The sequence below is a fragment of the Actinomadura harenae genome (assembly GCF_003696215.1).
In the GTDB taxonomy this organism is placed as follows: Bacteria; Actinomycetota; Actinomycetes; order Streptosporangiales; family Streptosporangiaceae; genus Spirillospora; species Spirillospora harenae.
In genome coordinates, this window is the sequence record NZ_RFFG01000007.1 from 1 (window position 1) to 23,559 (window position 23,559).

Genomic DNA, 23,559 nt, shown 5'->3' on the forward strand with positions numbered 1-23,559 from the left:
CCGACATCCTGGCAGCCCAACGCCGAGAACGCGCCCGCATCCGCAGCCAACGCCAACAACGATGGGGCCGCCCCCGCAGCAAAGCCGCGTGACCAAACCCGGCAAACCTTCCCGGTCAGCGCACTAGAGTGCGTTTGTTCTGTGACGAGGAGCCTCATGAGCCATCCCCCCACGCCCCCGAGGGATCCTCGGTACGCGCCGCTTCAGCAGGGACACCCTGCGCAGCCCTACGCGCCGCGGCCCGAGAATCCGGCTCAGCCGTACGCGCCCCAGCCGCAACCTGGATTCGTCCAGCCGGGGCCGCCGCATCAGGGGTACGCGCAGCCTGCGCCGCCGCAACCGGTTCCTCCGCAGCCCGCACCCCCGCAGTACGCGCCGCAGCCCGCACCCCCGCAGTACGCGCCGCAGCCCGCACCCCCGCAGTACGCGCCGCAACCTGCGCCGCCGCAGTACGCCGCGCCGCCGCCCGCGCCCCCGCAGCAGTACGCGGCGCCTCCGCAGCAGTATCAGCAGCAGCCTTATCCGCAGCAGGCGTACCGGCCGGGGCCGCCGCAGGGGGCTCCGGCCGATCTCTATGCCCAGTCGCTGCTGGTCTATGACCAGCCACAAGGCTTCTTCTCCGTGGAGGCGAACTACACGATCTGGTCGGCGGACGGACGGCCCGCCGCGTACGTCCGCGAAGAGGGTGTCAACGGCGCGCGCAAGGTGTTCCGCGCCCTGAACCAGGGGACGCAGAACAACGCCGAGCGCCGCCTGACCATCATGCGCCCGGACGGCATGCCGCTCTTCACCTTCTACAAGCCGTACGGGTTCGCGCACACGCCCAAGATGCACATCCTGTCCCCGCACAACCAGCCCATCGGCTACCTGCGGAAACGCGCGCTGCGCGGGTGGGAGATGCTGGACGCCTACGACCGGCAGATCGGCTACTACGAGCTGTACACCGGTCGGGTCAAGGACAACGCGGAGAACGACCTGGCCCTGTTCCGCCGTGCCAGCGAGGGGTTCGGCGACCTGCTCGCCCAGGCGTTCACCGGATCGGACCGGTACGTGCTGCGCCAGCTCGTCCAGCTGCCCGAGCCGTTCAGGACGCTGACGCTCGCCTGCCCGCTCGCGTTCGACACCGCCGTGTCGCAGAACCGCAGCCTCGGGGGCCTCCTCACCTGACGTCCACCGCCTCCGGTCCGGCGCCCGCCTGACGAACCGGCGCCGCCTGACGAACCGGCGTCAGGCCTGGTCGTACCTGGTGAAGCGGATGAGGAGATCGCGCAGGGTGCGGCGCTCGTCGTCGGTGAAGTCCTCGAGGAGGTACTCGTGGGCCGCGTCGGCGACGGCGTCGGCCTCGGCGAAGACCTCGCGGCCCCGGTCGGTGAGGGTGATGGCCTGCGTGCGGCGGTCGCTCGGGACGGGCGTCCGGGTGATCAGCCCCATGCGCTCCATGTCGTCCACGAGGCGGACCATCGTGGACTTGTCCATGGACAGCTCGTCGGCCAGCCGCCGCTGGCTGCAGGGGCCCCTCCGGTCCAGAACGGCCAGCGCCCCGTACTGGAAGCTCTTCAGGCCCATCGGACGCAGGGCCTCGGTGAAGACCTCGCGCGCGTGGACGTGGGCGAGGCGCAGCAGCATGCCCACGGGCGGGTCGTGCGGGTTGTTCGTCACAGGTTCCCAGTCTAGACCGCCTGAGATGGTTTCATTTGAGATAGATTCATCTGAGACCATCCCACGTGAAACTGGTGACCGTGATGCGACGAACCCCCCGACCCTGGACGGTGCTGCTCTTCCGGGTGGCGGCCGTTCTCCAGGCCTTGCTGATCTTCCTCCAAGCGATCCTGGCGGGTCGCTTCCTGTCCGGCGGATACGGCGCGCTGAGCATGCACAGCGCCAACGCGATGCTCACCACCTTCGTCGGGATGCTCGCGATCGCCGCCGCCGTGCTCGTGTGGCGGCCGGGCGGCGGCCCGGCCCGGCCGATCATCCCCGCCGTGGTGATGGTGGTCCTGGAGACCGTCCAGATGGGGCTCGGGATGGGCCGGGTGCTGACCCTGCACGTCCCGCTGGGGACGGCCCTGCTGGTCGGCGCGCTCACCCTGGTCCGCCTCGCCTTCCGGCTCGGCTCCGGGAAGGACGCCCCCTCCCGGGCCGAGCGCGTCACGGAGGTCGTGTGATGGCGGGCGACCGGGGGGCGCTGTCACGGCGCGGCTTCATCGGAGCCGGGATCGCCGTCGGCGTGGGCGCGGGCGCCGTGGCGCTCGGCGGTGCGAAGTACCTCGGCACCGCCCAGCCCGGCAGGCTGCTGGCGAGCAGGCGGCCGCTGCCCAGGCCCTTCGAACGTCCGCTGCGGCTGCCGCCCGTCCTGAGGCCCGCCCACGCGGACGCGACGACCGACTACTACGAGATCACCCAGCGCGCCGCCGACCTGGACATCCTGGGGGACGTGAAGACGACCGCCTGGACCTACGGCGGAACGTTCCCGGGCCCGACGATCGTGTCCCGCTCGGGACGCCGGACGGTCGTCAAGCACACCAACCGGCTGCCGCGGCCCGTGGTCGTCCACCTGCACGGGGGCCACACGCCGCACGACAGCGACGGCTACCCGGGCGACGAGATCCTGCCCGCCGGCGGGAAGCCGACCATGGCGATGGGCGGCCACCCCATGCCGGGCAAGCCCGTCATCGGCAGCCGCGACTACACCTACCCGATGAACCAGCGGGCCGCGACGCTCTGGTACCACGACCACCGGATGGGGTTCACCGGCGCGAGCGTGTGGCGCGGGCTGGCCGGGTTCCACCTCGTCCACGACGACGAGGAGGAGCGGCTGCCGCTGCCGCGCGGCGACCGCGACCTCCCGCTGATGATCACGGACCGGTCGTTCGCCGCGGACGGGTCGTTCTCCTACCCGTCCATCGACCGGACGCTGGAGACCGTGCCCGGCGTCCACGCGGCCCACATGAACGGCGTCCTCGGGGACGTCATCCTGGTCAACGGCGTGCCGTGGCCGGTGCACCCCGTCCAGCGCCTGCGCTACCGGCTGCGGCTGCTGAACGCGTCGAACTCCCGCAACTACCGGCTCGCGCTCGACCCGCCGCCGCCCGGCGGCAAGGGCCTGGTCCAGATCGGCTCGGACGGCGGCCTGCTCTCCCGGCCGATCGCGCACGACGGCATCGACGCCGCCCCGGCGGAGCGGTTCGACGTGGTCGTCGACTTCGCCCGGTACCGCCCCGGCACGCGCGTGCGGCTCGTGAACCAGCTGGGCGACGGCCGGACGCGCGAGGTCATGGCGTTCGACGTGTCGTCCTCGTCCAAGGCGCCGCACGAGGACTCCAAGGTCCCCGCCCACCTGTCGAGGATCCCCCGGCTCGACCCGGCGAAGGCCGTGGTGACCAGGACGTTCCTGCTCCAGAAGAAGGGGGGCAGCTGGCAGATCAACGGGCGCGAGTACGAGCCCGGCAGGCCGCTGGCCCGCCCGAGGCTCGGGCAGCTGGAGCGGTGGCGGTTCGTCACGGACCTGCACCACCCGATCCACCTGCACCTGGACGCCTTCCAGGTGATCGCGCGCGGTACCCGCGGCCTCGGCGCGTACGACCACGGCTGGAAGGACACGATGGACCTGCGCCCGGCCGAGGCCGCCGAGGTCGCCGTGAGGTTCACCGACTACCCGGGCGCGTTCGTGTTCCACTGCCACAACCTCGAGCACGAGGACATGGCGATGATGGCCGATTTCACCACGGAGTAAGTGTCCGGCCAAGTTTCCTTGACCGTTACCCTGATCGGCGATCACCGGGACAAGAGCGGCCCCGGTGATCGCCAAATGACGATCACGTTCGGGGGACGGTGTGCGCAAGCGCGGACTGGCGGTGGCCGGGGCGGCCGTGGGACTGACGGCGGTGGTGGCGGCCGGGTGGGGCGCGCAGTCGTACCTCGGGTCGTCCGGGTCCGGCGCGCGGTCGTCGGGGCCGTCCGGCCTGGCCGGGCCGTCGAGGACGGCGTCCCCGGACGGCGCCCCGACCCGGTCCGGGGCGCCGAGCCCGAACGCCTCGCGGCTCCGCATGGTCAACGGACGGGCCCAGCCGCCGACGGTCCGCGTCCCCCGGTCCGCGAGCGGCCGGTACGCCGTCGCGAAGGGGACGGCGCGGCCCCCCGCGGGCGCGCGCGGCACGATCGTCCGGTACACGGTGGAGATGGAACGCGGCCTGCCGTTCGACCTCACCGAGTTCGCCTCGAACGTCCACCGGGTGCTCAACGACCCGCGGAGCTGGGGGCACGGCGGCACGATGCGGTTCGTCCGGGTCGCCCAGGGGCCGGTCTCGTTCCGGGTCGCGCTGTCCAGCCCCGCCCTGACCGACCGGCTGTGCGCGCCGCTCGTCACCGGCGGGGAGCTGTCCTGCCGCCAGGGCTCCCGCTCGGTGATCAACGCGCGCCGCTGGGGGACCGGCGTCCCCTGGTACAAGGGCGACCTGGCCGCCTACCGCGAGTACGTGATCAACCACGAGGTCGGGCACGCGCTCGGCCACGGCCACGAGCAGTGCCCCGGCCCGGGACGCCGCGCGCCCGCGATGGTCCAGCAGACCAAGTCGCTGTACGGATGCCGCCCGAATCCCTGGCCGTATCCGTCCGAATGAAGGAGTGGCGGGCGGCCCTTACGCTGGAGGGGTTATGACTCTGCGCGTACTGGCCGCCATGTCCGGCGGCGTCGACTCCGCCGTGGCCGCCGCCCGTGCCGCCGAGATGGGGCACGATGTCACCGGCGTCCACATGGCCCTGTCCAGCGACCCCCAGTCCTACCGGACGGGCGCGCGCGGCTGCTGCACCCTGGAGGACTCCCGGGACGCGCGCCGCGCCGCCGACGCGATCGGCATCCCCTTCTACGTCTGGGACCTGGCCGAACGCTTCCGGAACGACGTGATCGACGACTTCGTCAGCGAGTACGCGGCGGGCCGCACGCCCAACCCGTGCCTGCGCTGCAACGAGAAGATCAAGTTCCAGGCGCTGCTCGACCGGGCCGTCGCGCTCGGCTTCGACGCCGTCTGCACCGGCCACTACGCCCGCTGGGACGGCGCGACCCTGCGCCGCGCCGTCGACGGGGCCAAGGACCAGTCCTACGTCCTGGCCGTCTGCACGCCCGAGCAGCTGTCCCGGGCGATCTTCCCGCTGGGCGACACCACCAAGGCCGACATCCGGGTCGAGGCCGACCGGCGCGGCATCCAGGTCGCCAAGAAGCCCGACAGCCACGACATCTGCTTCATCGCGGACGGCGACACCAAGGGGTTCCTGGCCGAGCGGCTCGGCGCCGCGCCCGGCCCCATCGTGGACGTCGACGGCGAGGAGCTCGGCGAGCACGAGGGCGCGTACGCGTACACGATCGGGCAGCGCAAGGGGCTCCGGCTGGGCCGTCCCGCCCCGGACGGCAGGCCCCGCTACGTCCTGGACATCTCCCCGGTGACCAACACGGTGACGGTCGGGCCGCGCGAGGCGCTGGACGTCCACGAGATCACGGCGGAGCGTCCGGTGTGGCTGGGCGAGGCGCCCGCCGGACCGGTCGGCTGCCAGGTGCAGCTGCGGGCGCACGGCGAGGTCCACGACTGCACGGCCGAGCCCGTCGAGGACGGCGTCCGCATCCGCCTGGACCGTCCCGCGCGCGGCGTCGCCGCAGGTCAGGCCGCTGTCCTCTACGTGGGTGACCGCGTTCTCGGCTCGGCGACGATCTCCGAGGCGACCCGCGTCCCCGCCTGATCGCGGGCCGGGTCCCGCCTGATCCGGGCGGCCGCGCCGCGCCCGTTCCGGGTGGGCGCGGCCCTGGGCACCGGCGGGCCGGGTCCGTAAGCTCCCGTGGGCATCCCCACGTGAGAGGAGCCGCCCGTGAGACATGGCGTCTCGACGTTCGTCACCGACGACGGCATCGGCCCGGCCGCGCTCGGACGCGCCCTGGAGGAGCGGGGCTTCGGCTCGCTGTTCCTGGCCGAGCACACCCACATCCCGGTCAGCCGCGAGTCGCCGTGGCCGGGCGGCGCGGAGCTGCCGCGCCGCTACTACCGGACCTACGACCCATTCGTGGCGCTGAGCGCGGCCGCCGCCGTCACCGAGCGCCTCACGGTCGCGACGGGCATCGCCCTGATCGTCCAGCGTGACCCGATCATCCTGGCGAAGGAGGTCGCGTCGCTCGACCATGTGTCCGGTGGACGGGCCGTCCTGGGCGTCGGCGCGGGCTGGAACCGTGAGGAGATGCGCAACCACGGCACCGACCCGCGCACGCGCACGAGGCTGCTGCGCGAACGCGTCCTCGCGGTGAAGGAGCTGTGGACGAAGGACGAGGCGGAGTTCCACGGCGAGTTCGTCGACTTCGACCCGGTGTTCTCCTACCCGAAGCCCGTCCAGGACCCGCATCCGCCGATCCTGCTGGGCGGGTCCGGTCCGACCACGTTCGACCGGGTCGTGGAGTTCGGCGACGGCTGGATGCCGATCTACGGCCGGGGCACCGGAGACCTCCGGAACCAGGTCGCCGACCTGCGTGAACGCGCCGGACGCCGCCTGCCGGTGACGGTGTTCGACGTCCCGCGGAAGGCCGAGGCCGTCGACGAGCTGGAGGCGGCCGGGGTGGACGAGATCCTGTTCAATCTCCCCACCGGGCCCGAGGACGAGACGCTGCGGACCCTGGACGAGCTGGCCAAGCTGTTCTGATCCCGTCCGAACGAAACGGGGAGCCCCCGCGTGGCGAGGGGCTCCCCGTTTCGTCGTCGTTCTAGCGCTTGGCCATGAAGGCGGCGGCGTGGTTGTAGAGCTTGTACAGCTTGAAGGCCGTCGCGTACGCGGGCGCGCACGCGTTACCGAACACGGTCGTGGCCTGCTCGTCGGTCAGCGTGCCTCCGATGGCGGCGTGGTCGCTGGATCCGATGCGCGCGCCGAACACCTGGCGCATGACGTCCAGCATGTGCTGGCGCTGGGCGGGCGTGACGGTCTTCCACCAGAGGCAGTCCACGTGCGAGAGGCTGCCGTCCTCCTCGTTCTCGTTGGCGGCGGCGGTCTTTCCGGGAGCCGTCCTGTTCGCGGTGCCGGGCTTGGCCGGAGTCGTGTACCAGGGGCATGCGCCACCGGGCGCGCGCGTGTCCTGCGTGATGCAGGTGAGGAGCTCCGCCTCGTTGCTCAGGTTGCCGAACCCGACGCTGAGCCAGGGCGCGCGTCCGCTGTAGCAGTCCGGAAGGTTCGCCGGGGACGACGTGACCTTCTTGCCCGGCGCGGCCTTGTTGCCCCACCAGCAGTTGCCGGTGTTGCCGGGGAACGCGTCCCACCAGAAGTCCACGCCGTTCGGGGCGACCGTCCCGGTGGGTGAGACGCCCATGGTGTTGCCATAGAACTTGTTGCGGTAGGACGTGGAGACCGTCAGCGGGTTGCAGCCGGGGATGTCGTTCCGGTTCCCGCACACGGCCGCGTCCGGGGACGAGAACAGCATCGGCCCGCGCCGCCAGTTGTCGTAGATGTGGTTCTGCCGGACGACGTTGTCGTTGCCGCCCGCGATCCACAGGGCCGTCCCCACGGGCACGGGCACGGTCGGGGAGACGTCCGAGCCCGGCAGGTACGGGTTGTAGTTGTTCGAGTAGAAGTTGTTGGCCTCGACCAGATCACCCTGCTGCGGGAAGCCGGGGTGGCCGGCGGCAGTGAACACGTCCGTGGTGAATCCGAGCGAGTTCCCGTAGAAGTTGTTGTGGTCGACGTGGGTGGCCGAGCCGTCCGTTCCCGAGTAGCCACTGGTGTTGTGGTGGGAGTCGCAGTAGCGGATCTCCTGGCTGTAGCGGAACGCCGGGTACCACTTGGTGTCGCGTCCGGCCGAGGTCTTCGCGCCCGCGCCCGGGTAGAGGCCGGAGTCGCCGCTGCCGGCAGCCTCGCAGTTCTGGATGAGCCCGTGGTCCTCCACGAACGTCAGGACGCCGTACTCACCCGAGTAGTACGCCTTGAACCGGTCGAGCAGATAGCCGTCCGTCTCCAGGACGTAGATCCCGTGCTCGTTCGCGTGCCGGACGTTCATGTTCCGTAGGACGAACCCGTCGGCGCGGTCGACACGCAGGGCGACGTCCTTGGCGGAGCCGCGCGGGCCGCCGTTTCCGGAGGCGACGCGTCCGGCGTCCACGACGACGTCGTCGGCGCCGACCCCGGACCCTTCCATCTGCAGGTTGCATCGGATGCACGAGCCGAGGTTGGGGATGCCGTGCCTGTCCACGAGCGGCGGGTCGGGGTCCTTACCGGCTCCGGGCGTGCGTCCCATGACGGCGATGAGGTTGGCGTCGTTCTGGCACCTGTACTCGCCCAGGTAGGAATACGCCCCGGACAGTAGTTCGTACTGCTTGCAGGCCGGGTCGTGGGTGAGCGCCTTACGGGACGTCGGCTCCGTGTAGACCCCCGGTAGGACGACCACACGGTCGTTGTTGCCGGACGCCGTCACCGCGGCCTGGATCTCATGGAAGGAGCAGCGGGCGAACAACGCCTTGTTGGTCTTCCACAAGGCGTCGGCCTCGGCCTTGCCGAGCTTCCTGTGGTCATGCGGCCGGATGTAGTAGCCCGCGCGCCGGGCCTTGTCGATGGACGCGCGCAGGCGGGTCAGAGAGTCGGACTGGCACACCACGTGCGTCCGGCTGCCCGGCTGCAGGGCCGACGCGAGGGTCCGGGCCGTCGGCACCTTCCCGCCCGCGCACGGGCTGACCGAGCAGTCCGGCTTGGGATCGGGCCAGTAGGAAGGACGTTCGATGTGGGCCTGGGCCGGGGCGGTCAGCCCCAGGACCACCAGGCAGGCGATCAGTGAGGACGTCAGGAGACGGCGGGACGTGGCTCTGCTCACCAATGATTCCCTTCGTGCTGCGGCAAGACTCCGAATGCTGCGAAAGGGGTGATCGAAAGTGGTGAGAAGGTTTCACGTCGGCGGGGTGCGGTCAAGCATCCGGGAAGCCCGTTAAGCTGCCGTGACATGGCGTTTCCATGGATGTCCGGAACTGCGACCGGCGTCGGGTCCTACCCGGGCGAGGACCCCTCCGAGGCCCTGCGGGTCATCTTCGGCGAGGTGCCCCAGCTGCCGCACCTGCCCGAGCTGCCCGCCCGCGGCCCGGGCGCCGACATGATCGGCCGGACCGCCGGGATGCTGGTCGACCTGCCGGTCCGCGTCGAGCCGTCCGGCTGGCGGTTCGGCGACCGGCCGGGCCGCGACAACCGGCGCGCCGCCGACCATCTCCGGCACGACCTGGACGTCCTGGAGGAGCTGCTCCACGGGCACGACGGGCCGCTCAAGATCCAGGTCTGCGGGCCGTGGACACTGGCCGCCGCGATCGAGCTCCACAACGGCCAGCGCACGCTGCGTGACCCGGGCGCCGTCCGGGACCTGGTCGCCTCCCTGGCCGAGGGCGTCTCCCGGCACGTCGCGGACGTCCGCCGCGCCGTCCCGGACGCCACGATCCTGCTGCAACTGGACGAGCCGGGCCTGCCCGCCGTCCTCGCCGGACGCGTCCCGACCGCCAGCGGCCTCACGCGCCTGCGCGCGGTCGAGGCCCCGGTGGCCGAACAGGGACTCCGCGACGTCTTCGAGGCGGCGGGCGACGTCTTCCCGCTCGTCCACTGCTGCGCCTCGGACGTCCCCTTCGGCCTCCTGCGCGGCGCCGGGGCCAAGGGCATCTCGGTCGACATGCGGCGCGTCCCCCGGAAGGACGACGACGCGGTCGGCGAGGCCATCGACGCCGGCGTGGCGCTGTTCCTGGGCATCGTCCCCGGCACGGACGCGCCGCTCCCGCGGCTCGCGAAGACCGCCGAGCCCGTCCGGGAGCTGTGGCGCAGGCTCGGGTTCCCCGCCGCGACACTCGGCGACCAGGTGGTCGTGACGCCCGCGTGCGGGCTCGCGGGCGCCTCGCCCCGATACGTGCGCGCGGCCCTGGAACGCTGCCACGAAACGGCGCGTATGCTCCACGAAACCGACGAGTAGGCGGGTCGCGCCTTCGGGCGCGACACCCCGTCGGAGCCCCCGGAAATGTCGGTGGGGCGCGCGAGAATGGGGGCATGACCTTGAGCGACGGTGTTTCGGGCAGCGGGGTTCCGGCGGACGCGAGGCACAGGCACGCCGAGCTGAGCCAGGAGGTCGACGACGCCAACTACCGCTACTACGTGCTCGACCAGCCGACGCTGACCGACGCGCGGTACGACGCGGCCATGCGCGAGCTCCAGGCCCTGGAGGCCGGTCACCCCGAGCTCGTCACGCCCGACTCGCCCACCCAGCGGGTCGGCGCCCCCTTCGTCACCGAGTTCGCGACGGTCGCGCACCTCGAGCCCATGCAGAGCCTCGACAACGCGATGAACGCCGACGAGCTGCTCGAGTGGAACGACCGGGTCGTCAAGGAGGTCGGCGAGGGCCAGGCCACCTACCTGTGCGAGCTCAAGATCGACGGCCTGGCCGTCGCGCTGACCTACCGGAACGGCGTGCTGGAGCGCGGCGCCACCCGCGGCGACGGCCGCACCGGTGAGGACATCACGCTCAACGTCCGCACGATCGCCGCCGTCCCGGACCGGCTGTCCGGCGAGGGCTGGCCCGAGGTGCTGGAGGTCCGCGGCGAGGTCTTCCTGCCGGTCGAGGGCTTCGAGAAGGTCAACGAGGTCCAGGTCGAGCAGGGCAAGGAGCCGTTCGCCAACCCGCGCAACGCCGCCGCCGGGTCCCTGCGCCAGAAGGACCCGAGGGTCACGGCGTCCCGTCCGCTGAGCATGCTCGTCCACGGGTTCGGGGCCTGGGAGGGCGGCGAGCGGCCGACGTCGCAGGCCGGCACGTACGAGCTGATGAAGTCGTGGGGCCTGCCGACCAGCGACCGGTACCGGGTCGTCGCGACGCTCGACGAGGTCCGCGAGTACATCGCCTTCCACGGCGAGCACCGGCACGACCCCGAGTACGAGATCGACGGCGTGGTCGTCAAGGTCGACCAGTTCGTCCTGCAGCGGCGGCTCGGGTCGACCTCGCGCGCGCCGCGCTGGGCGATCGCCTGGAAGTACCCGCCGCAGGAGGTCAACACCAAGCTGCTCGACATCAAGGTCGGCGTCGGGCGCACCGGGCGCGTCACCCCCTACGGCGTGATGGAGCCGGTGAAGGTCGCGGGGTCCACGGTCGAGCGCGCCACGCTGCACAACGCGAGCGAGGTGAAGCGCAAGGGCGTCCTGATCGGCGACACCGTCGTGCTGCGCAAGGCGGGCGACGTGATCCCCGAGATCGTCGCGCCCGTCACCGGCCTGCGGGACGGCTCGGAGCGCGAGTTCGTGATGCCGACCCACTGCCCCGACTGCGGCACCGAGCTGGCGTACGAGAAGGAGGGCGACGCCGACATCCGCTGCCCGAACGCCCGGTACTGCCCGGCGCAGCTGCGCGAGCGCGTCTACTACCTGGCCAGCCGCAAGGCGCTCGACATCGACGCGCTCGGCTACGTCGCGGCGACCGCGCTCACCCAGCCCCTGGAGCCGAAGGAGCCGCCGGTCCGGGGCGAGGGCGACCTGTTCCACCTGACCGTCGAGCAGCTGCTCCCGATCCGCAGCATGGTCCTCGACCAGGACACCGGCACCGCCAAGATCGACCCGAAGACCGGCGAGGACAAGATCGTCACGTTCTTCGCCAACCTGGAGGGCGAGCCGAAGAAGACCGTCGAGCTGCTCTTCGAGTCGCTGGAGAAGGCGAAGCGGCAGCCGCTGTGGCGGGTGCTGGTCGCGCTGTCGATCCGGCACGTCGGCCCCCGCGCCGCGCAGGACCTGGCCCGCGCCCTGCGCTCGATGGACGCGATCGCGAACGCCACCGAGGAGGAGCTCGCCGAGGTCGACGGCATCGGCCCGACGATCGCGGCGTCCATCCGGGACTGGTTCGCCGTCGACTGGCACCGCGAGATCGTCGACAAGTGGCGCGCGGCCGGGGTGCGGATGGCCGACGAGGGCGCGGACGAGGGCCCGCGCCCGCTGGACGACGTGACCGTCGTGATCACCGGCTCGCTCGAGCGGTACAGCCGCGACTCGGCGAAGGACGCGGTGGAGCGGCTCGGCGGCAAGGTCTCCGGCTCGGTGTCGAAGAAGACCGGCTTCGTCGTGGTGGGGGACAGCCCCGGCTCCAAGTACGACAAAGCCGTCAAACTCGGCGTTCCCGTGCTGGACGAGGACGGTTTCGACGTCCTGCTCGCCGACGGGCCGGATGCGGCCAAGGCCGTAACCGAAAGCTCGGAGGACTGACCTGCGGTGACATCGGAACGGATGACCAGCGGGTAGTTACTTAAGGGTACTTTTCGACTACCTACTGGTAGCCTGTCCGCACGGGAAGGGCATAACGGTACGTACCCAACCGGTTCCGCGAAGTTGACCGAAAGCCGTACCCTCCCACCTATCACGGCGGACTCCGGGGCCGGTCCACCGGCTCCCGGGTCCCTTCCGCCGCTCGCCGCCAGGGGATGACCTCCCGGACCCCCCGAGGAAGTGATGAAGGACCCGAACAACACGCGGAACACCTCACCGCGCCGGGGCTCCCCCCTGTGGATCTTCTTCGCCGTCAGCATCGGGCTCGGCGTCGCGGCCGGGGCGGCGGCCCTCGCCGGACTCGCCCGCGCCGACCTGGACGCCGTGGTCACCAACCCGGTCTTCTGGCTGCTCGGCGCCTTCATCGTGGTCGGCGAGATGCGCCCGATCATCGCGCCCGGCCTCACCGAGACCAGCGGCGCGACCACCTCCACGACGTTCTCCATCGCGGCCCTGCTCTACGCGGGCCTGCCGGTCGCCGCCGCGCTCCAGGCCGCAGCCGCCATCACCTGCGGCGTCTTCCGCGGCCGCAGCCCGCACCGGATCGCGTTCAACACCGCGCAGTACGTCCTCAGCCTCGGCGCGTCCGCGCTGGTCCTCAACGTGTTCGGGATCCACCCCTCGCCGGCCGCCCCCTGGGTGCCGGACGGCCGCGACCTGCCCGCCATCGCGCTCGTCGGGATCGCCTACTTCGTCACCAACGTCACCCTCGTCGGGTCGGCCATCGCGCTGCACGAGCGGATCACCCTCGTCCGGGCGCTGCGCTGGGACCTGCCGTACCAGATCCTCGTCCACCTGGCGCTGCTCGGGCTCGCCCCGCTGATGGTCATCGCCATGGACCGGTCCGCCGCGTTCGTCCCGCTGATCGTGCTGCCGTTCATCGCCGTGTACCTGAACGCGTCGGTGTCGGTGCGGCGCGAGCACCAGGCCCTGCACGACGGCCTGACCGGGCTCCCGAACCGGAAGCTGCTGATCACCCGCACCGAGGGCGCGATCGCGCACCTGGGCCGTCCGCACCACCGTCCGCACGGGAACCCCGCCCCGCCCGCCGGGGAGGCGGCGCCCAAAGGGGTCCTGCTGCGCCGCGGTGGCGACGACGCGTCCCAGCGGGTCGGCCTGTTCCTCCTCGACCTCGACCGGTTCAAGGAGGTCAACGACACCCTCGGGCATCCGACCGGCGACCGGCTGCTCCAGCTGGTCGCGCACCGCCTGACGCACAGCGTCCGCCCCGGCGACCTGGTCGCCCGGCTCGGCGGCGACGAGTTCGCGGTGCTGCTCCCGACCGTCCGGGACGAGGCCGCCGCCCGCGAGGTCGCCGCCCGCCTGCGCGCCGCGCTGAGCGAGCCCGTCCGGCTGGACGGCGTGTCGTTCGACCTGGAGGGCAGCGTCGGCATCGCGCTGTACCCCGACCACGCGCCCGACTTCGAGCTGCTGCTCCAGCGCGCGGACGTCGCCATGTACCACGCCAAGGGCAGCCGCACCGGCGTCGAGGTCTACTCACCCGACCGCGACCGCAACTCGCCCGCCCGCCTCGGCCTCCTCGGCGACCTGCGCCGCGCGCTCGACCGCGGCGAGCTGGAGCTGTTCTACCAGCCCAAGATCGCGCTGCGGGACGGCCGCCTGGTCGGCATGGAGGCGCTGCTGCGCTGGCGCCACCCCGAGCGCGGCGTCCTCGGCCCCGAGGAGTTCCTCCAGGTCGCCGCGCAGACCTACCTCATGCGCGCGATCACGCAGGAGGTCGTCGGCATGGCGCTCGCGCAGGCCGAGGCGTGGTGGCGGGAGGGGCTGACCGTCCAGGTCGCGGTGAACGTGTCCGGACGCGACCTGCTCGACGCCGACCTCGCCGAGACCATCGCCGAGGGCCTGGTCGAACGCGACCTGCCCGCCGCCGCGCTCCAGCTGGAGATCACCGAGCGCGTGCTGACCGGCGAGCCCGCGTCCGGTTCCGGCACCGTCGCGGCCCTCACCGACCTCGGCGTCGCCCTCAGCCTGGACGACTTCGGCACCGGCTACTCCTCGCTCGTCCGGCTGAAGCGGCTGCCGATCGAGGAGGTCAAGATCGACTCCTCGTTCGTGCACCGGCTCACCGCCTCCCCGGACGACGCGGTGATCGTCCGCTCCGTCGTCGAACTGGTCGGCACGCTCGGCCTGCGCTCGGTCGCCGAGGGCGTCGAGGACGGCCAGACCGCCGCGCTGCTGCGCGAGATGGGCTGCGACGCCGCCCAGGGCTGGCACTTCGCCCGCCCGATGGACGCCGTCCGCGCCACCTCCTACCTGCGGCGGAGCATGCGCGCCAACGGCGCCGCCCGCGCCGGGGACGACGCCGTCCTCACCGAGCCCCCCGCCCCCCGCCTGGCGTAGCGCTCCCGCGCTCCGCCGCCCGCAGGCCGCCCGCGGGCCGCCCGGCGGAGCGCGGGACGTGGCGGATCACGCTGGATAAACGCGTCGGGGCAGAGAGAGGTGACCTCTAGGATGAGGGGGAATCCAGTCAACCCGTAGGAACGAGTCCGCACATGTCCGCGATCACCCGTGCCGAGGTCGCGCACCTCGCCCGGCTGTCCCGGCTGGCGCTCGGCGAGGACGAGCTCGACCATCTCGCCGCCCAGCTCGACCAGATCATCTCCGCGGTCGCGCGGGTCCAGGAGGTCGCGGCGGAGGACATCCCGCCGACCTCGCACGCCCTGCCGCTGACCAACGTCTACCGGGCCGACGAGAACCGGCCCTCGCTGACGCCGGAGCAGGCGCTCGACGCCGCCCCGGCGGCCGAGCAGCAGCGCTTCCGGGTACCGCGGATCCTGGACGAGGAGGCGTGAGCGTGAGCGAGCTGACCGGAAAGGGCGCCGCCGAACTCGGCGAGCTGATCGCCTCGGGCGAGACCTCCGCCGTGGAGGTCGCCACCGCGCACCTCGACCGCATCCGCGCGGTCGACGCCGAGGTGCACGCGTTCCTGCACGTGGACCGCGAGGGCGTGCTGGCGCAGGCGCGGAGCATCGACGAGCGCCGCGCCGCGGGCGAGGAGCTCGGCCCCCTGGCGGGCGTGCCCGTCGCCCACAAGGACGTCTTCACCACCAAGGACATGCCGACCACGGCCGGGTCCAAGATCCTCGAAGGCTGGCGGCCGCCCTACGACGCGACCGTCACCGCGCGGCTGCGCGCCGCCGGGATGGTCATCCTCGGCAAGACCAACATGGACGAGTTCGCCATGGGGTCGTCCACCGAGAACAGCGCCTTCGGGCCGAGCCGCAACCCGTGGGACCTCACCCGCATCCCCGGCGGGTCGTCCGGCGGCTCGTCGGCGGCGGTCGCCGCCCACGAGGCCCCGCTCGGCACCGGCACCGACACCGGCGGCTCGATCCGCCAGCCGGCCGCCGTCACCGGCCTGGTCGGCATGAAGCCGACCTACGGCGGCGCGTCCCGGTACGGCATGATCGCGTTCGCGTCGTCCCTGGACACCCCGGGCCCGTTCGCCCGCAACGTGCTGGACGCCGCGCTCATGCAGGCCGCGTTCTCCGGCCACGACCCGATGGACTCCACCTCGATCGACGCGCCCGTCCCGCCGGTCGTGGAGGCCGCGCGCCGCGCGGACGTCGCGGGCCTGCGCGTCGGCGTCGTCAAGGAGTTCGCCGGCGAGGGCTACCAGCCCGGCGTGCTCAACCGGTTCAACGAGACCGTCGAGCTGCTGGAATCGCTGGGCGCGAAGGTCGTCGAGGTGTCGTGCCCGCACTTCACCTACGCGATGCCCGCGTACTACCTGATCGCGCCGTCGGAGTGCTCGTCCAACCTGGCGCGCTTCGACGCCATGCGGTTCGGCCTGCGCGTCGGCGACGACGGCGTGCACAGCGCCGAGGAGGTCATGGCGCTGACCCGCGCCGAGGGCTTCGGCGCCGAGGTCAAGCGGCGGATCATGCTCGGCACCTACGCCCTGTCGTCCGGCTACTACGACGCCTACTACGGCAAGGCCCAGCAGGTCCGGACCCTGATCATGCGCGACTTCGAGGCCGCGTTCGAGCAGGTGGACGTGCTGATCTCGCCGACCACCCCGACCACCGCCTTCCCGATCGGCGAGCGCGCCGACGACCCGATGGCGATGTACCTGGCCGACCTGTGCACCATCCCGGCCAACCTGTCGGGCAACCCGGCGATCTCCGTCCCGTGCGGCCTCGCCGACGAGGACGGCCTGCCGGTCGGCGTCCAGATCATGGCGCCGGTGCTGGCCGACGACCGCGTCTACCGGGTGGGCGCGGCCCTGGAGAAGGCCCTCGAGGAGCGCTGGGGCGGCCCGCTGCTGGCGAAGGCCCCGAAGCTGGAGGCGGGCGAGTGAGCGTGGAGACCCCGATGAAGTACGACGACGCGCTCGCGCGTTTCGAGCCGGTGCTGGGCATCGAGACCCACATCGAGCTCGGCACCGTGTCCAAGATGTTCTGCGGGTGCAAGACCGGGTTCGGCGCCGAGCCGAACACCCAGGTCTGCCCGGTCTGCCTCGGCCTGCCGGGGACGCTCCCGGTCACCAACCGGGCCGCGATCGAGGGCATCATCAAGATCGGCCTGGCGCTGAACTGCGACATCGTCGAGTGGTGCCGGTTCGCCCGGAAGAACTACTTCTACCCGGACATGCCGAAGAACTACCAGATCTCCCAGTACGACGAGCCGCTGTGCGTCGACGGCCACCTGGACGTCGAGGTCGACGGCGAGACGTACCGGATCGAGATCGAGCGCGTCCACATGGAGGAGGACACCGGCAAGTCGCTGCACGTCGGCGGCGAGACCGGGCGCATCCACGGCGCGGACTACTCCCTGGTCGACTACAACCGGGCGGGCATCCCGCTGGTCGAGATCGTCACCAAGCCGATCACCGCGACCGGTGAGCGCGCCCCGCTGGTGGCCCGCGCCTATGCAGGCGAGCTGCGCGACCTGGTCCGCTCGCTCGGCGTCTCGGACGTGAAGATGGAGCAGGGCTCGATGCGCTGCGACGTCAACGTCTCCCTCATGCCGCGCGGCGCGGACGAGTGGGGCACCCGCACCGAGACCAAGAACGTCAACTCGCTGCGCTCGGTCGAGCGGTCCGTCCGGTCCGAGATCGAGCGGCAGGCGGGCGTGCTCGCCGCCGGCGGCCGGATCACCCAGGAGACCCGGCACTTCCAGGAGGCGACCGGCACGACCACCAGCGGCCGCTCCAAGGAGGAGGCGCAGGACTACCGGTACTTCCCGGAGCCCGACCTCATCCCGATGGCGCCTGCCCGCGAGTGGGTCGAGGAGCTCCGCGCGACCCTGCCGGAGCTGCCCGCCGCCCGCCGCCGCCGCGTCCAGGGCGAGTGGGGTCTCACCGACCTGGAGCTCCGCGACGTCGTCAACGCGGGCGCGCTCGACCTGATCGAGGACACGATCACGGCCGGCGCGGACGCCGGGTCCGCCCGCAAGTGGTGGATGAACGAGCTGTCCCGCCGCGCGACCGAGCAGTCCGTCGAGCTCGCCGACCTGCCGATCACGCCCGCGCAGGTCGCCCGCGTCCAGCAGATGGTGGACGCCAAGGAGCTCAACGACAAGCTCGCCCGCAAGGTCTTCGAGGGCGTCCTCGCGGGCGAGGGCGGCCCGGACGAGGTCGTCGCCGCGCGCGGCCTCAAGGTCGTGTCGGACACCGGCGCCCTGGAGGCGATCATCGACCAGGTGATCGCCGACAACGCCGACGCCGCCGACAAGGTCCGCTCCGGCAAGGTCGCCGCCGTCGGCGCCCTCGTCGGCGCCGTCATGAAGGCCAGCCGCGGCCAGGCCGACGCCGCCGGCGCCCGCGAGCTGCTCCTCAAGAAGCTCGACCAGGCCTGACACGCCCCACCGACGGCCGCCGCCCCTCCCGGGCGGCGGCCGCCGCCATTCCTGCCGACTCCGGACAGAGTGGGCCTTCCACCTGCGGAGACGCCGACTCAGTGAGTTCCGCAGGGAGCGATCACCCCGAGCGCGCGAGGCGCTTATGCTGTGCCGTGGTAGCGACCACTGCGATGACTGGGGGCCGCATGCCGGCGATGCCGGACGACCACTGGCTGCTGAGCCTGCGGCCGCAGCCGAAGCGGGTGAGCGCCGAGGAGTACGAGGCGCTGCCGGAGGAGATAGCCAAGACCATCGAGGTCGTGGACGGCTATGTGGTCTTCTGCGCGGCTCCCACACCCGAGCACCAGCGGGTGGTGCGGCGCCTGACGACCCTCATCGAGCGGCATGCTCGCGAGGCGATGGACCGGGGCCGCCCCTGCGTCGAGGTGGACTTCGACATCGACCTCAGGCTTCGTGACGCGCCGTTCCTGAACCGACGGCCGGATGTCGTCCTCTACGAGTGCCTTGACCGGGGCGGCGGGGAGCGGCTGCGTCCCGGGCATGGCCTGCTGGTCTGCGAGGTCGTCTCTTCGGGGTCCGAGACCCAGGACACCGTCGACAAGCTCGGGGAGTACGCCAGGGCGGGGATCCCGCACTACTGGATCGTGCGCACGGGAGGCACGGGTGTGTCCGTGATGAGCGCCACCAGCTCGACCGGGCCGCCGGGATCTACAAGCACGTGGGCACCTTCATGAAGGAGGCGGGCGGCGAGCCGAAGCTGAGCGAGCCGCTGCCGGTCACGATCACCTGGTCCGAGCTGGAGTACTGAGCCTCCGCCGCTCCCGGTCAGTGGAGGGGGATGACGATGATGCGGTCGTCGCCGTCCCTGGGGGTGCCTCGGCCGTCCTTGTTGCTGGTGGTGACCCAGAGGTCGCCGTCGGGGGAGCGGACCACGGCGCGGAGGCGGCCGTAGGTGCCGTTGAAGTAGGCGATCGGCGTGCTGACCTTGCCGTTCTTCAGGGGGATCTGCCAGAGGCGGGTGCCCCGGAGGGCGCCGGCCCACAGGGAGCCCTTGGCGTAGGCCAGGCCGGACGGGGACGCCTCGGACACCGGCCAGGTCAGGAGGGGGTTGGTGAAGCGGGGGTCCTTGCCGAAGCCCTCGACGTCCGGCCAGCCGTAGTTCTGGCCCTTCTGGATGAGGTTGATCTCGTCGAAGCGGTCCTGGCCGAACTCGGTGGCGTACATGCGGCCCGCGTCGTCCCAGGCCAGGCCCTCGACGTTGCGGTGGCCCCACGTCCAGACGGGGGAGCCGAACGGGTTGCCCGGCGCGGGTCTGCCCTCGGGGGTGACGCGGAGGATCTTGCCGCCGAGCGAGTTCCGGTCCTGCGCGAGTTCGCGGTGGTAGGTCTCGCCGGTGGAGATGTAGATCATGCCGTCGGGGCCGAACGCGATGCGTCCGCCGTTGTGGTTCTCGCCCTTCGGGACGCCGGTCAGCAGCGGCTGCGGGGCGCCGAGCCGGTCGCCGTCCAGGGTGAGGCGCACCAGCCGGTTGTCGGTGGACGACGTGAGGTACAGGTAGACGAGGTGGTCGCGGTCGAAGGACGGTGAGACCGCGACGCCGAGCAGCCCGCCCTCGCCGGACGCGTCGACCCCCGGGATCCGCCCGAGGTCGGCGCGCTTCCCGTCCGGCGTGACGCGGAGCAGGTGGGCGGTGTCCCGCTCGGTCACGAGCGCGTTCTTGTCCGGCAGGAACGCGATGGCCCACGGGACGGACAGCCCGGTCACCAGGTCGCGGGGCGTGCCCGGGACGGCGGATCCGGGCGGCGGCGAGTCGCGCGCGGGGGAGGCGGGCGGCGGGGTCTGCGCGGTGCGGGTGGTGGCCCCGGTGCCGCACCCGCCGAGCAGGACGACCCCGACGGCGGCGGCGGCGAGCAGCCGCAGGCTCCCGGACGTGCCTTTGGTGCGCATAGGTTCATTCAATCCCCGGCCGGGCGGCGCTCCAACCACCCGCGCCGATGGCTACTCAGCGTCACGTCCGGCGTGTCGCGCGAAATCCGAGTGATCTTGGATGCACACTGCGGGACCGGCGGTCAGGAGCCCGTTTGTCGCCGGGAGGACGCCCAGCCTCAATCGCTCCGTGACCTACGGAACGTACATTGAGCATCACGGTGATCCCGCCATGCAGCAACGTCGCTGTCCCACCGCCTGCGCAGCCGAACGCTCGCCGCCGCCCCCACGGCCGTCCGTGCGTGGGGCACGATCCGACCGGCATCGGGCGTTGACCCTGCGACCGGCGGGTGACGGGAGACGAGAGAGCATCGGTGCGCGCCACGCGCGCCGGGGACCGTGAGGTCCCCCGGGCAGGAGGGGACACGGCGCGATGAGCGGCGAGAGGGCCAGGCGGCTGCCGTCCTGGGCGGTCCCGGTCGGGATGGTCGCGATCATCGGCGTGCTCTACGCCCTGGGATCGCTGCTCGGCTGGGGAGGCCCGGCCTATCTCGGCTGGGCCGAGACGGCCGCCGCTGCCGCCGCCGCGCTCTGCCTCCTTCCGCAGGCGCTGCGTCGCGACCGCCGCGCCGCCGAGGCCGCCCACCCCCACCTCGACCCCGAGCTCGATCTCGTGGTCCCGGAGGACGAACCCCCTGACGAGCAGGCGCTCGGCCGGGCGCCCTGGCGCTGGTTCGGGGTCGCCGCCGCGGCCTGGGGGATCGGGGCGCTCAGCCGGACGCTGTCGGCGATGCTGCACGGCGGCGGCACGCTCGCCCTCTCGGTCACCGACCCGTTCTACCTGGTGGCGATGTTCGCGCTGGTCACGGGCCTGGTCCTCCCGATCAGGCTGCCGCGCTCGCCGCGCCTGTGGGCGCGGTACGCCGCCGACACCTACGTCTGCGTCGCCGGGCTGTTCGTGCTCGGCTGGGTGGCGCTGTTCGGCACGCTGTTCCACCGGTCCGGCGAATCCCCGGGCGAGTTCCTCCTCGAGCTGCTGTATCCGCTGGTCGGAACGGTCCTGGTCTGCGGATCGCTGCCGTTCGTCCTCGGCGCCGGACGCGGCGACCGGCGTCCGGCCTGGCTGGCGTTCGGGGCGCTGACGGCGTTCGCGGGCGCGGACGTCGTGACCACGGTCGTCCGGCTGCGCGGCGGCGCGCCCGCCGACGACCCCGCCGACATACTGCGTCTCGCCGGCCTGCTCCTGCTCGTCCTGGTGCCGTGGCTACCGGGGGACACGGGCGCGGCCCCCACCGCCGGGCTCCGGCGCGGCCGGATGATCGGCCCGGGCCTCGCGACGGCGGCCGTGGCCGCGCTCGCCGCCCTGTTCGTCACGGGCCACTCCCTGACCGGACGTTCCGGGATCGACCCGGTGGTGCCGATCGTCGCCGGGACGGCCACGCTCGTCCTCCTCGCGCGCCTCGCCGAGCTGCTGCGCGAGAACGACGCCCTCCGCCGTGCCGTCGAGACCGGTGAGGACCACTTCCGCGCCCTGTCGGAGAGCATCAACGACGCGGTGCTGATCTGCGACCTGGACGCGGTCGTCCAGTACGCGAGCGCGGGCGCGCTGCGCACCTACCGCTACGAGGCGGCCGAGCTGCTGGGCCGTCCGCTCGGCGACATCATCCACCCGGAGGACCTGCCGCGCGTCCGCGAGGTGTTCGCGGCGTTCCTGGCCGGGGACGGCGGCGCCGCGGCGCCCGCGCTGCCCGACCCCGCGTCCGACCTGCTGCCCGACGCGTCCGGTGATCTGGACGACGACCTGGACGACGGGCCCCCGCCGATCCTCACCGGCCGTGTGCCCGGCCGGTCGCTGCGGGTGGCGTGCCGGGTACGGGCCGCGGACGGCACGTGGCTGCCGACCGAGTCGACGGTGTCCCGGTACAGCGGCGCGGGCGGCGCGACCGGACGGCTGCTGGTCACCACCCGCGACCTGTCCGAGCAGGCCGCGCTCCAGCGCCAGGTGGCGCATCTCACCTTCCACGACGGCCTGACCGGCCTGCCGAACCGCTCGTACTTCGAGGAGCGCACCCGCGAGGTGCTGTCCCGCCTGGAGCACCCCGGCGCGCGGCCCGGCGAGGACGGCGAGCCCGGCGGCAAGGGCACGGTCGCGGTCGTCTTCGTCGACCTGGACGGCTTCACCGACATCAACGACTCGGCCGGGCACGCGGCGGGCGACCAGGTCCTCGCGCAGGCTGCGCGGCGGCTGCGCGGCACCGTCCTCGCGGACGACACGGTGGCCCGCTGGGGCGGCGACGAGTTCGCCGTCATGCTCCAGCTCCCGGGCAGCGACTCGCAGCTCGCGGTCGAGCTGGCCGAGCGGCTGCTGCGCGTCCTGTCGACCGAGCCGTACCGGGTGGGCAGCAAGAACATCGCGCTGACCGCGAGCGTCGGCATCGCGTTCACCGGCGACTCCGACCCCCTGGACGACCCGGCGGTGCCCCGCAGGAGCGCCGAGCCGGGCGGCGGGAGCGCGGCGCTGCGGCGCAGCGCGGCCGACCTGATCCGCAACGGCGACCTGGCCATGGCGCGCGCGAAGGAGCTCGGCGGCGGACGCGTCGAGGTGTTCGCTCCGCACATGCACGCCGACGCGGTACGCCGCCTCGAGCTGGGCAGCGACCTGCAGCGGGCGCTCGCCGAGGAGGAGTTCGCGGTCGAGTTCCAGCCGGTCGTGGAGCTGGGCACGTCCCGGGTGACCGGGGTGGAGGCGCTGGTCCGCTGGTGGCGGGGGAGCGAGCCGGTCCCGCCGGAGGAGTTCATCGGCCCGGCCGAGGAGTCCGGCCTGATGATCCCGCTCGGCGACTGGGTGCTGCACGAGGCGTGCCGGGAGGTGGCGCGCTGGCGCGCGGACTCCTGGGACATCGGGCTCTCGGTGAACTTCACCGCCCGGCAGATCGCCGCCCCGCGGTTCGTGGAGTCGGTCGCCGCGGCGCTGGAGGAGACCGGGCTGCCGCCGTCCGCGCTGACCCTGGAGGTCCGCGAGGAGGTGCTCGTCGAGGACGCCGGGCAGAACGTCGAGCGGCTGTCGAGGCTGCGCGACCTCGGCGTCCGGCTGGCGATCGACGACTTCGGCACCGGGTACGCCTCGCTGGCCTACCTGGGGCAGCTGCCGGTGGACATCATCAAGATCGACCCCTCGTTCGTGGCCGGGCTCGGCCGGGACGAGACGCTCACGCTGCTCACCCGGACGATCGTCCGGCTCGGCCGTGACCTCGGTCTCACCGTGGTCGCCGAGGGGATCGAGCGGCCCGAGCAGCTGGAGCTGCTGCGCGAGATGGACTGCCCGCGCGGCCAGGGCTTCCTGGTGGCGCGTCCCATGGCCGCCGGACGCGTCGAATCGCTCGTCCGGACCAATCTGCGCGGGACTCCCGGGCGGATCGAGCTGCCGCTGGAAGGCTCCGCGCTGACCACCTGACGACTCACTCACATCTCACATGGTGAGACAAAGTGTCCAAGGATTTGACCGCAGGCCGGAACGTCGGCCACAGTGGTCAA

17 protein-coding genes are annotated in these 23,559 nt (G+C 72.4%); 14 read left to right on the plus strand and 3 right to left on the minus strand.

Features of this window, described 5'->3' with window-relative positions; genetic code table 11:
- Positions 1-156 precede the first annotated feature (156 nt).
- Complete coding sequence (locus EBO15_RS44045) at positions 157-1,167, plus strand: hypothetical protein (RefSeq protein ID WP_158628134.1); 1,011 nt, start codon at positions 157-159, stop codon at positions 1,165-1,167.
- A 60-nt stretch (positions 1,168-1,227) separates the two neighbouring features.
- Here the strand turns inward: EBO15_RS44045 and EBO15_RS05345 are convergent, their stop codons facing one another.
- Complete coding sequence (locus EBO15_RS05345; protein WP_158628135.1) at positions 1,228-1,659, minus strand: MarR family winged helix-turn-helix transcriptional regulator; 432 nt, start codon at positions 1,657-1,659, stop codon at positions 1,228-1,230.
- Positions 1,660-1,742: 83 nt separating this feature from the next.
- Here EBO15_RS05345 and EBO15_RS05350 point away from each other — a divergent pair, with 83 nt between their 5' ends.
- The 5 genes from EBO15_RS05350 (at position 1,743) to EBO15_RS05370 (ending at position 6,675) form a co-directional block, all read left to right on the plus strand.
- Positions 1,743-2,165, plus strand: a complete 423-nt coding sequence (locus EBO15_RS05350) for a hypothetical protein (protein ID WP_147481386.1) — start codon at positions 1,743-1,745, stop codon at positions 2,163-2,165.
- The gene (locus tag EBO15_RS05355) at positions 2,165-3,733 is read left to right on the plus strand and encodes a multicopper oxidase family protein (RefSeq protein ID WP_122193186.1); all 1,569 of its coding nucleotides are present in this window, start codon (positions 2,165-2,167) and stop codon (positions 3,731-3,733) included. The genes EBO15_RS05350 and EBO15_RS05355 overlap by 1 nt, the downstream gene beginning before the upstream one ends.
- Positions 3,734-3,833: 100 nt before the next feature.
- Complete coding sequence (locus EBO15_RS05360; RefSeq protein ID WP_233615988.1) at positions 3,834-4,619, plus strand: DUF3152 domain-containing protein; 786 nt, start codon at positions 3,834-3,836, stop codon at positions 4,617-4,619.
- Positions 4,620-4,653: 34 nt separating this feature from the next.
- On the plus strand, positions 4,654-5,730 hold the full coding sequence (mnmA, locus tag EBO15_RS05365; protein WP_122193187.1) for a tRNA 2-thiouridine(34) synthase MnmA: 1,077 nt from the start codon (positions 4,654-4,656) through the stop codon (positions 5,728-5,730).
- Positions 5,731-5,856: 126 nt separating this feature from the next.
- Entirely contained in the window at positions 5,857-6,675 is an 819-nt protein-coding gene (locus EBO15_RS05370) for an LLM class F420-dependent oxidoreductase (RefSeq protein WP_122193188.1), read from the plus strand.
- 61 nt (positions 6,676-6,736) lie between these two features.
- Here EBO15_RS05370 and EBO15_RS05375 read toward each other — a convergent pair whose 3' ends face one another.
- Positions 6,737-8,824 (minus strand): right-handed parallel beta-helix repeat-containing protein, encoded by a 2,088-nt coding sequence (locus EBO15_RS05375; protein WP_122193189.1) that lies wholly within the window; start codon positions 8,822-8,824, stop codon positions 6,737-6,739.
- 126 nt (positions 8,825-8,950) lie between these two features.
- Between EBO15_RS05375 and EBO15_RS05380 the strand changes: the two genes are divergently transcribed.
- The 7 genes from EBO15_RS05380 (at position 8,951) to EBO15_RS05410 (ending at position 18,833) form a co-directional block, all read left to right on the plus strand.
- Entirely contained in the window at positions 8,951-9,952 is a 1,002-nt protein-coding gene (locus EBO15_RS05380) for a methionine synthase (protein WP_199744342.1), read from the plus strand.
- 74 nt (positions 9,953-10,026) lie between these two features.
- A complete protein-coding gene (gene ligA / locus EBO15_RS05385) occupies positions 10,027-12,216 on the plus strand; it encodes an NAD-dependent DNA ligase LigA (protein ID WP_122193191.1) in 2,190 nt (729 codons plus the stop codon).
- A gap of 243 nt (positions 12,217-12,459) precedes the next feature.
- The gene (locus EBO15_RS05390; protein WP_122193192.1) at positions 12,460-14,637 is read left to right on the plus strand and encodes a putative bifunctional diguanylate cyclase/phosphodiesterase; all 2,178 of its coding nucleotides are present in this window, start codon (positions 12,460-12,462) and stop codon (positions 14,635-14,637) included.
- A 152-nt stretch (positions 14,638-14,789) separates the two neighbouring features.
- Complete coding sequence (gatC, locus tag EBO15_RS05395; RefSeq protein ID WP_122193193.1) at positions 14,790-15,089, plus strand: Asp-tRNA(Asn)/Glu-tRNA(Gln) amidotransferase subunit GatC; 300 nt, start codon at positions 14,790-14,792, stop codon at positions 15,087-15,089.
- Positions 15,086-16,597 carry an Asp-tRNA(Asn)/Glu-tRNA(Gln) amidotransferase subunit GatA gene (gene gatA / locus EBO15_RS05400; protein ID WP_378239641.1) on the plus strand — a complete coding sequence of 504 codons (1,512 nt, stop codon included), beginning with the start codon at positions 15,086-15,088 and terminating at the stop codon, positions 16,595-16,597. The genes gatC and gatA overlap by 4 nt, the downstream gene beginning before the upstream one ends.
- Positions 16,598-16,611: 14 nt before the next feature.
- Positions 16,612-18,096: an Asp-tRNA(Asn)/Glu-tRNA(Gln) amidotransferase subunit GatB gene (gene gatB / locus EBO15_RS05405; protein ID WP_122193315.1), complete on the plus strand. Its 1,485-nt coding sequence runs from the start codon at positions 16,612-16,614 to the stop codon at positions 18,094-18,096.
- Positions 18,097-18,293: 197 nt separating this feature from the next.
- Positions 18,294-18,833, plus strand: a complete 540-nt coding sequence (locus EBO15_RS05410) for a Uma2 family endonuclease (RefSeq protein WP_199744343.1) — start codon at positions 18,294-18,296, stop codon at positions 18,831-18,833.
- 91 nt (positions 18,834-18,924) lie between these two features.
- On the opposite strand, the gene EBO15_RS05415 is transcribed toward EBO15_RS05410, so the two are convergent.
- Positions 18,925-20,046, minus strand: coding sequence for a PQQ-dependent sugar dehydrogenase (locus EBO15_RS05415; RefSeq protein WP_122193194.1), 1,122 nt, complete (start codon positions 20,044-20,046; stop codon positions 18,925-18,927).
- Between the two features lie 412 nt (positions 20,047-20,458).
- Between EBO15_RS05415 and EBO15_RS05420 the strand changes: the two genes are divergently transcribed.
- Positions 20,459-23,479: a putative bifunctional diguanylate cyclase/phosphodiesterase gene (locus tag EBO15_RS05420; RefSeq protein ID WP_122193195.1), complete on the plus strand. Its 3,021-nt coding sequence runs from the start codon at positions 20,459-20,461 to the stop codon at positions 23,477-23,479.
- The last annotated feature ends 80 nt before the right edge of the window (positions 23,480-23,559 follow it).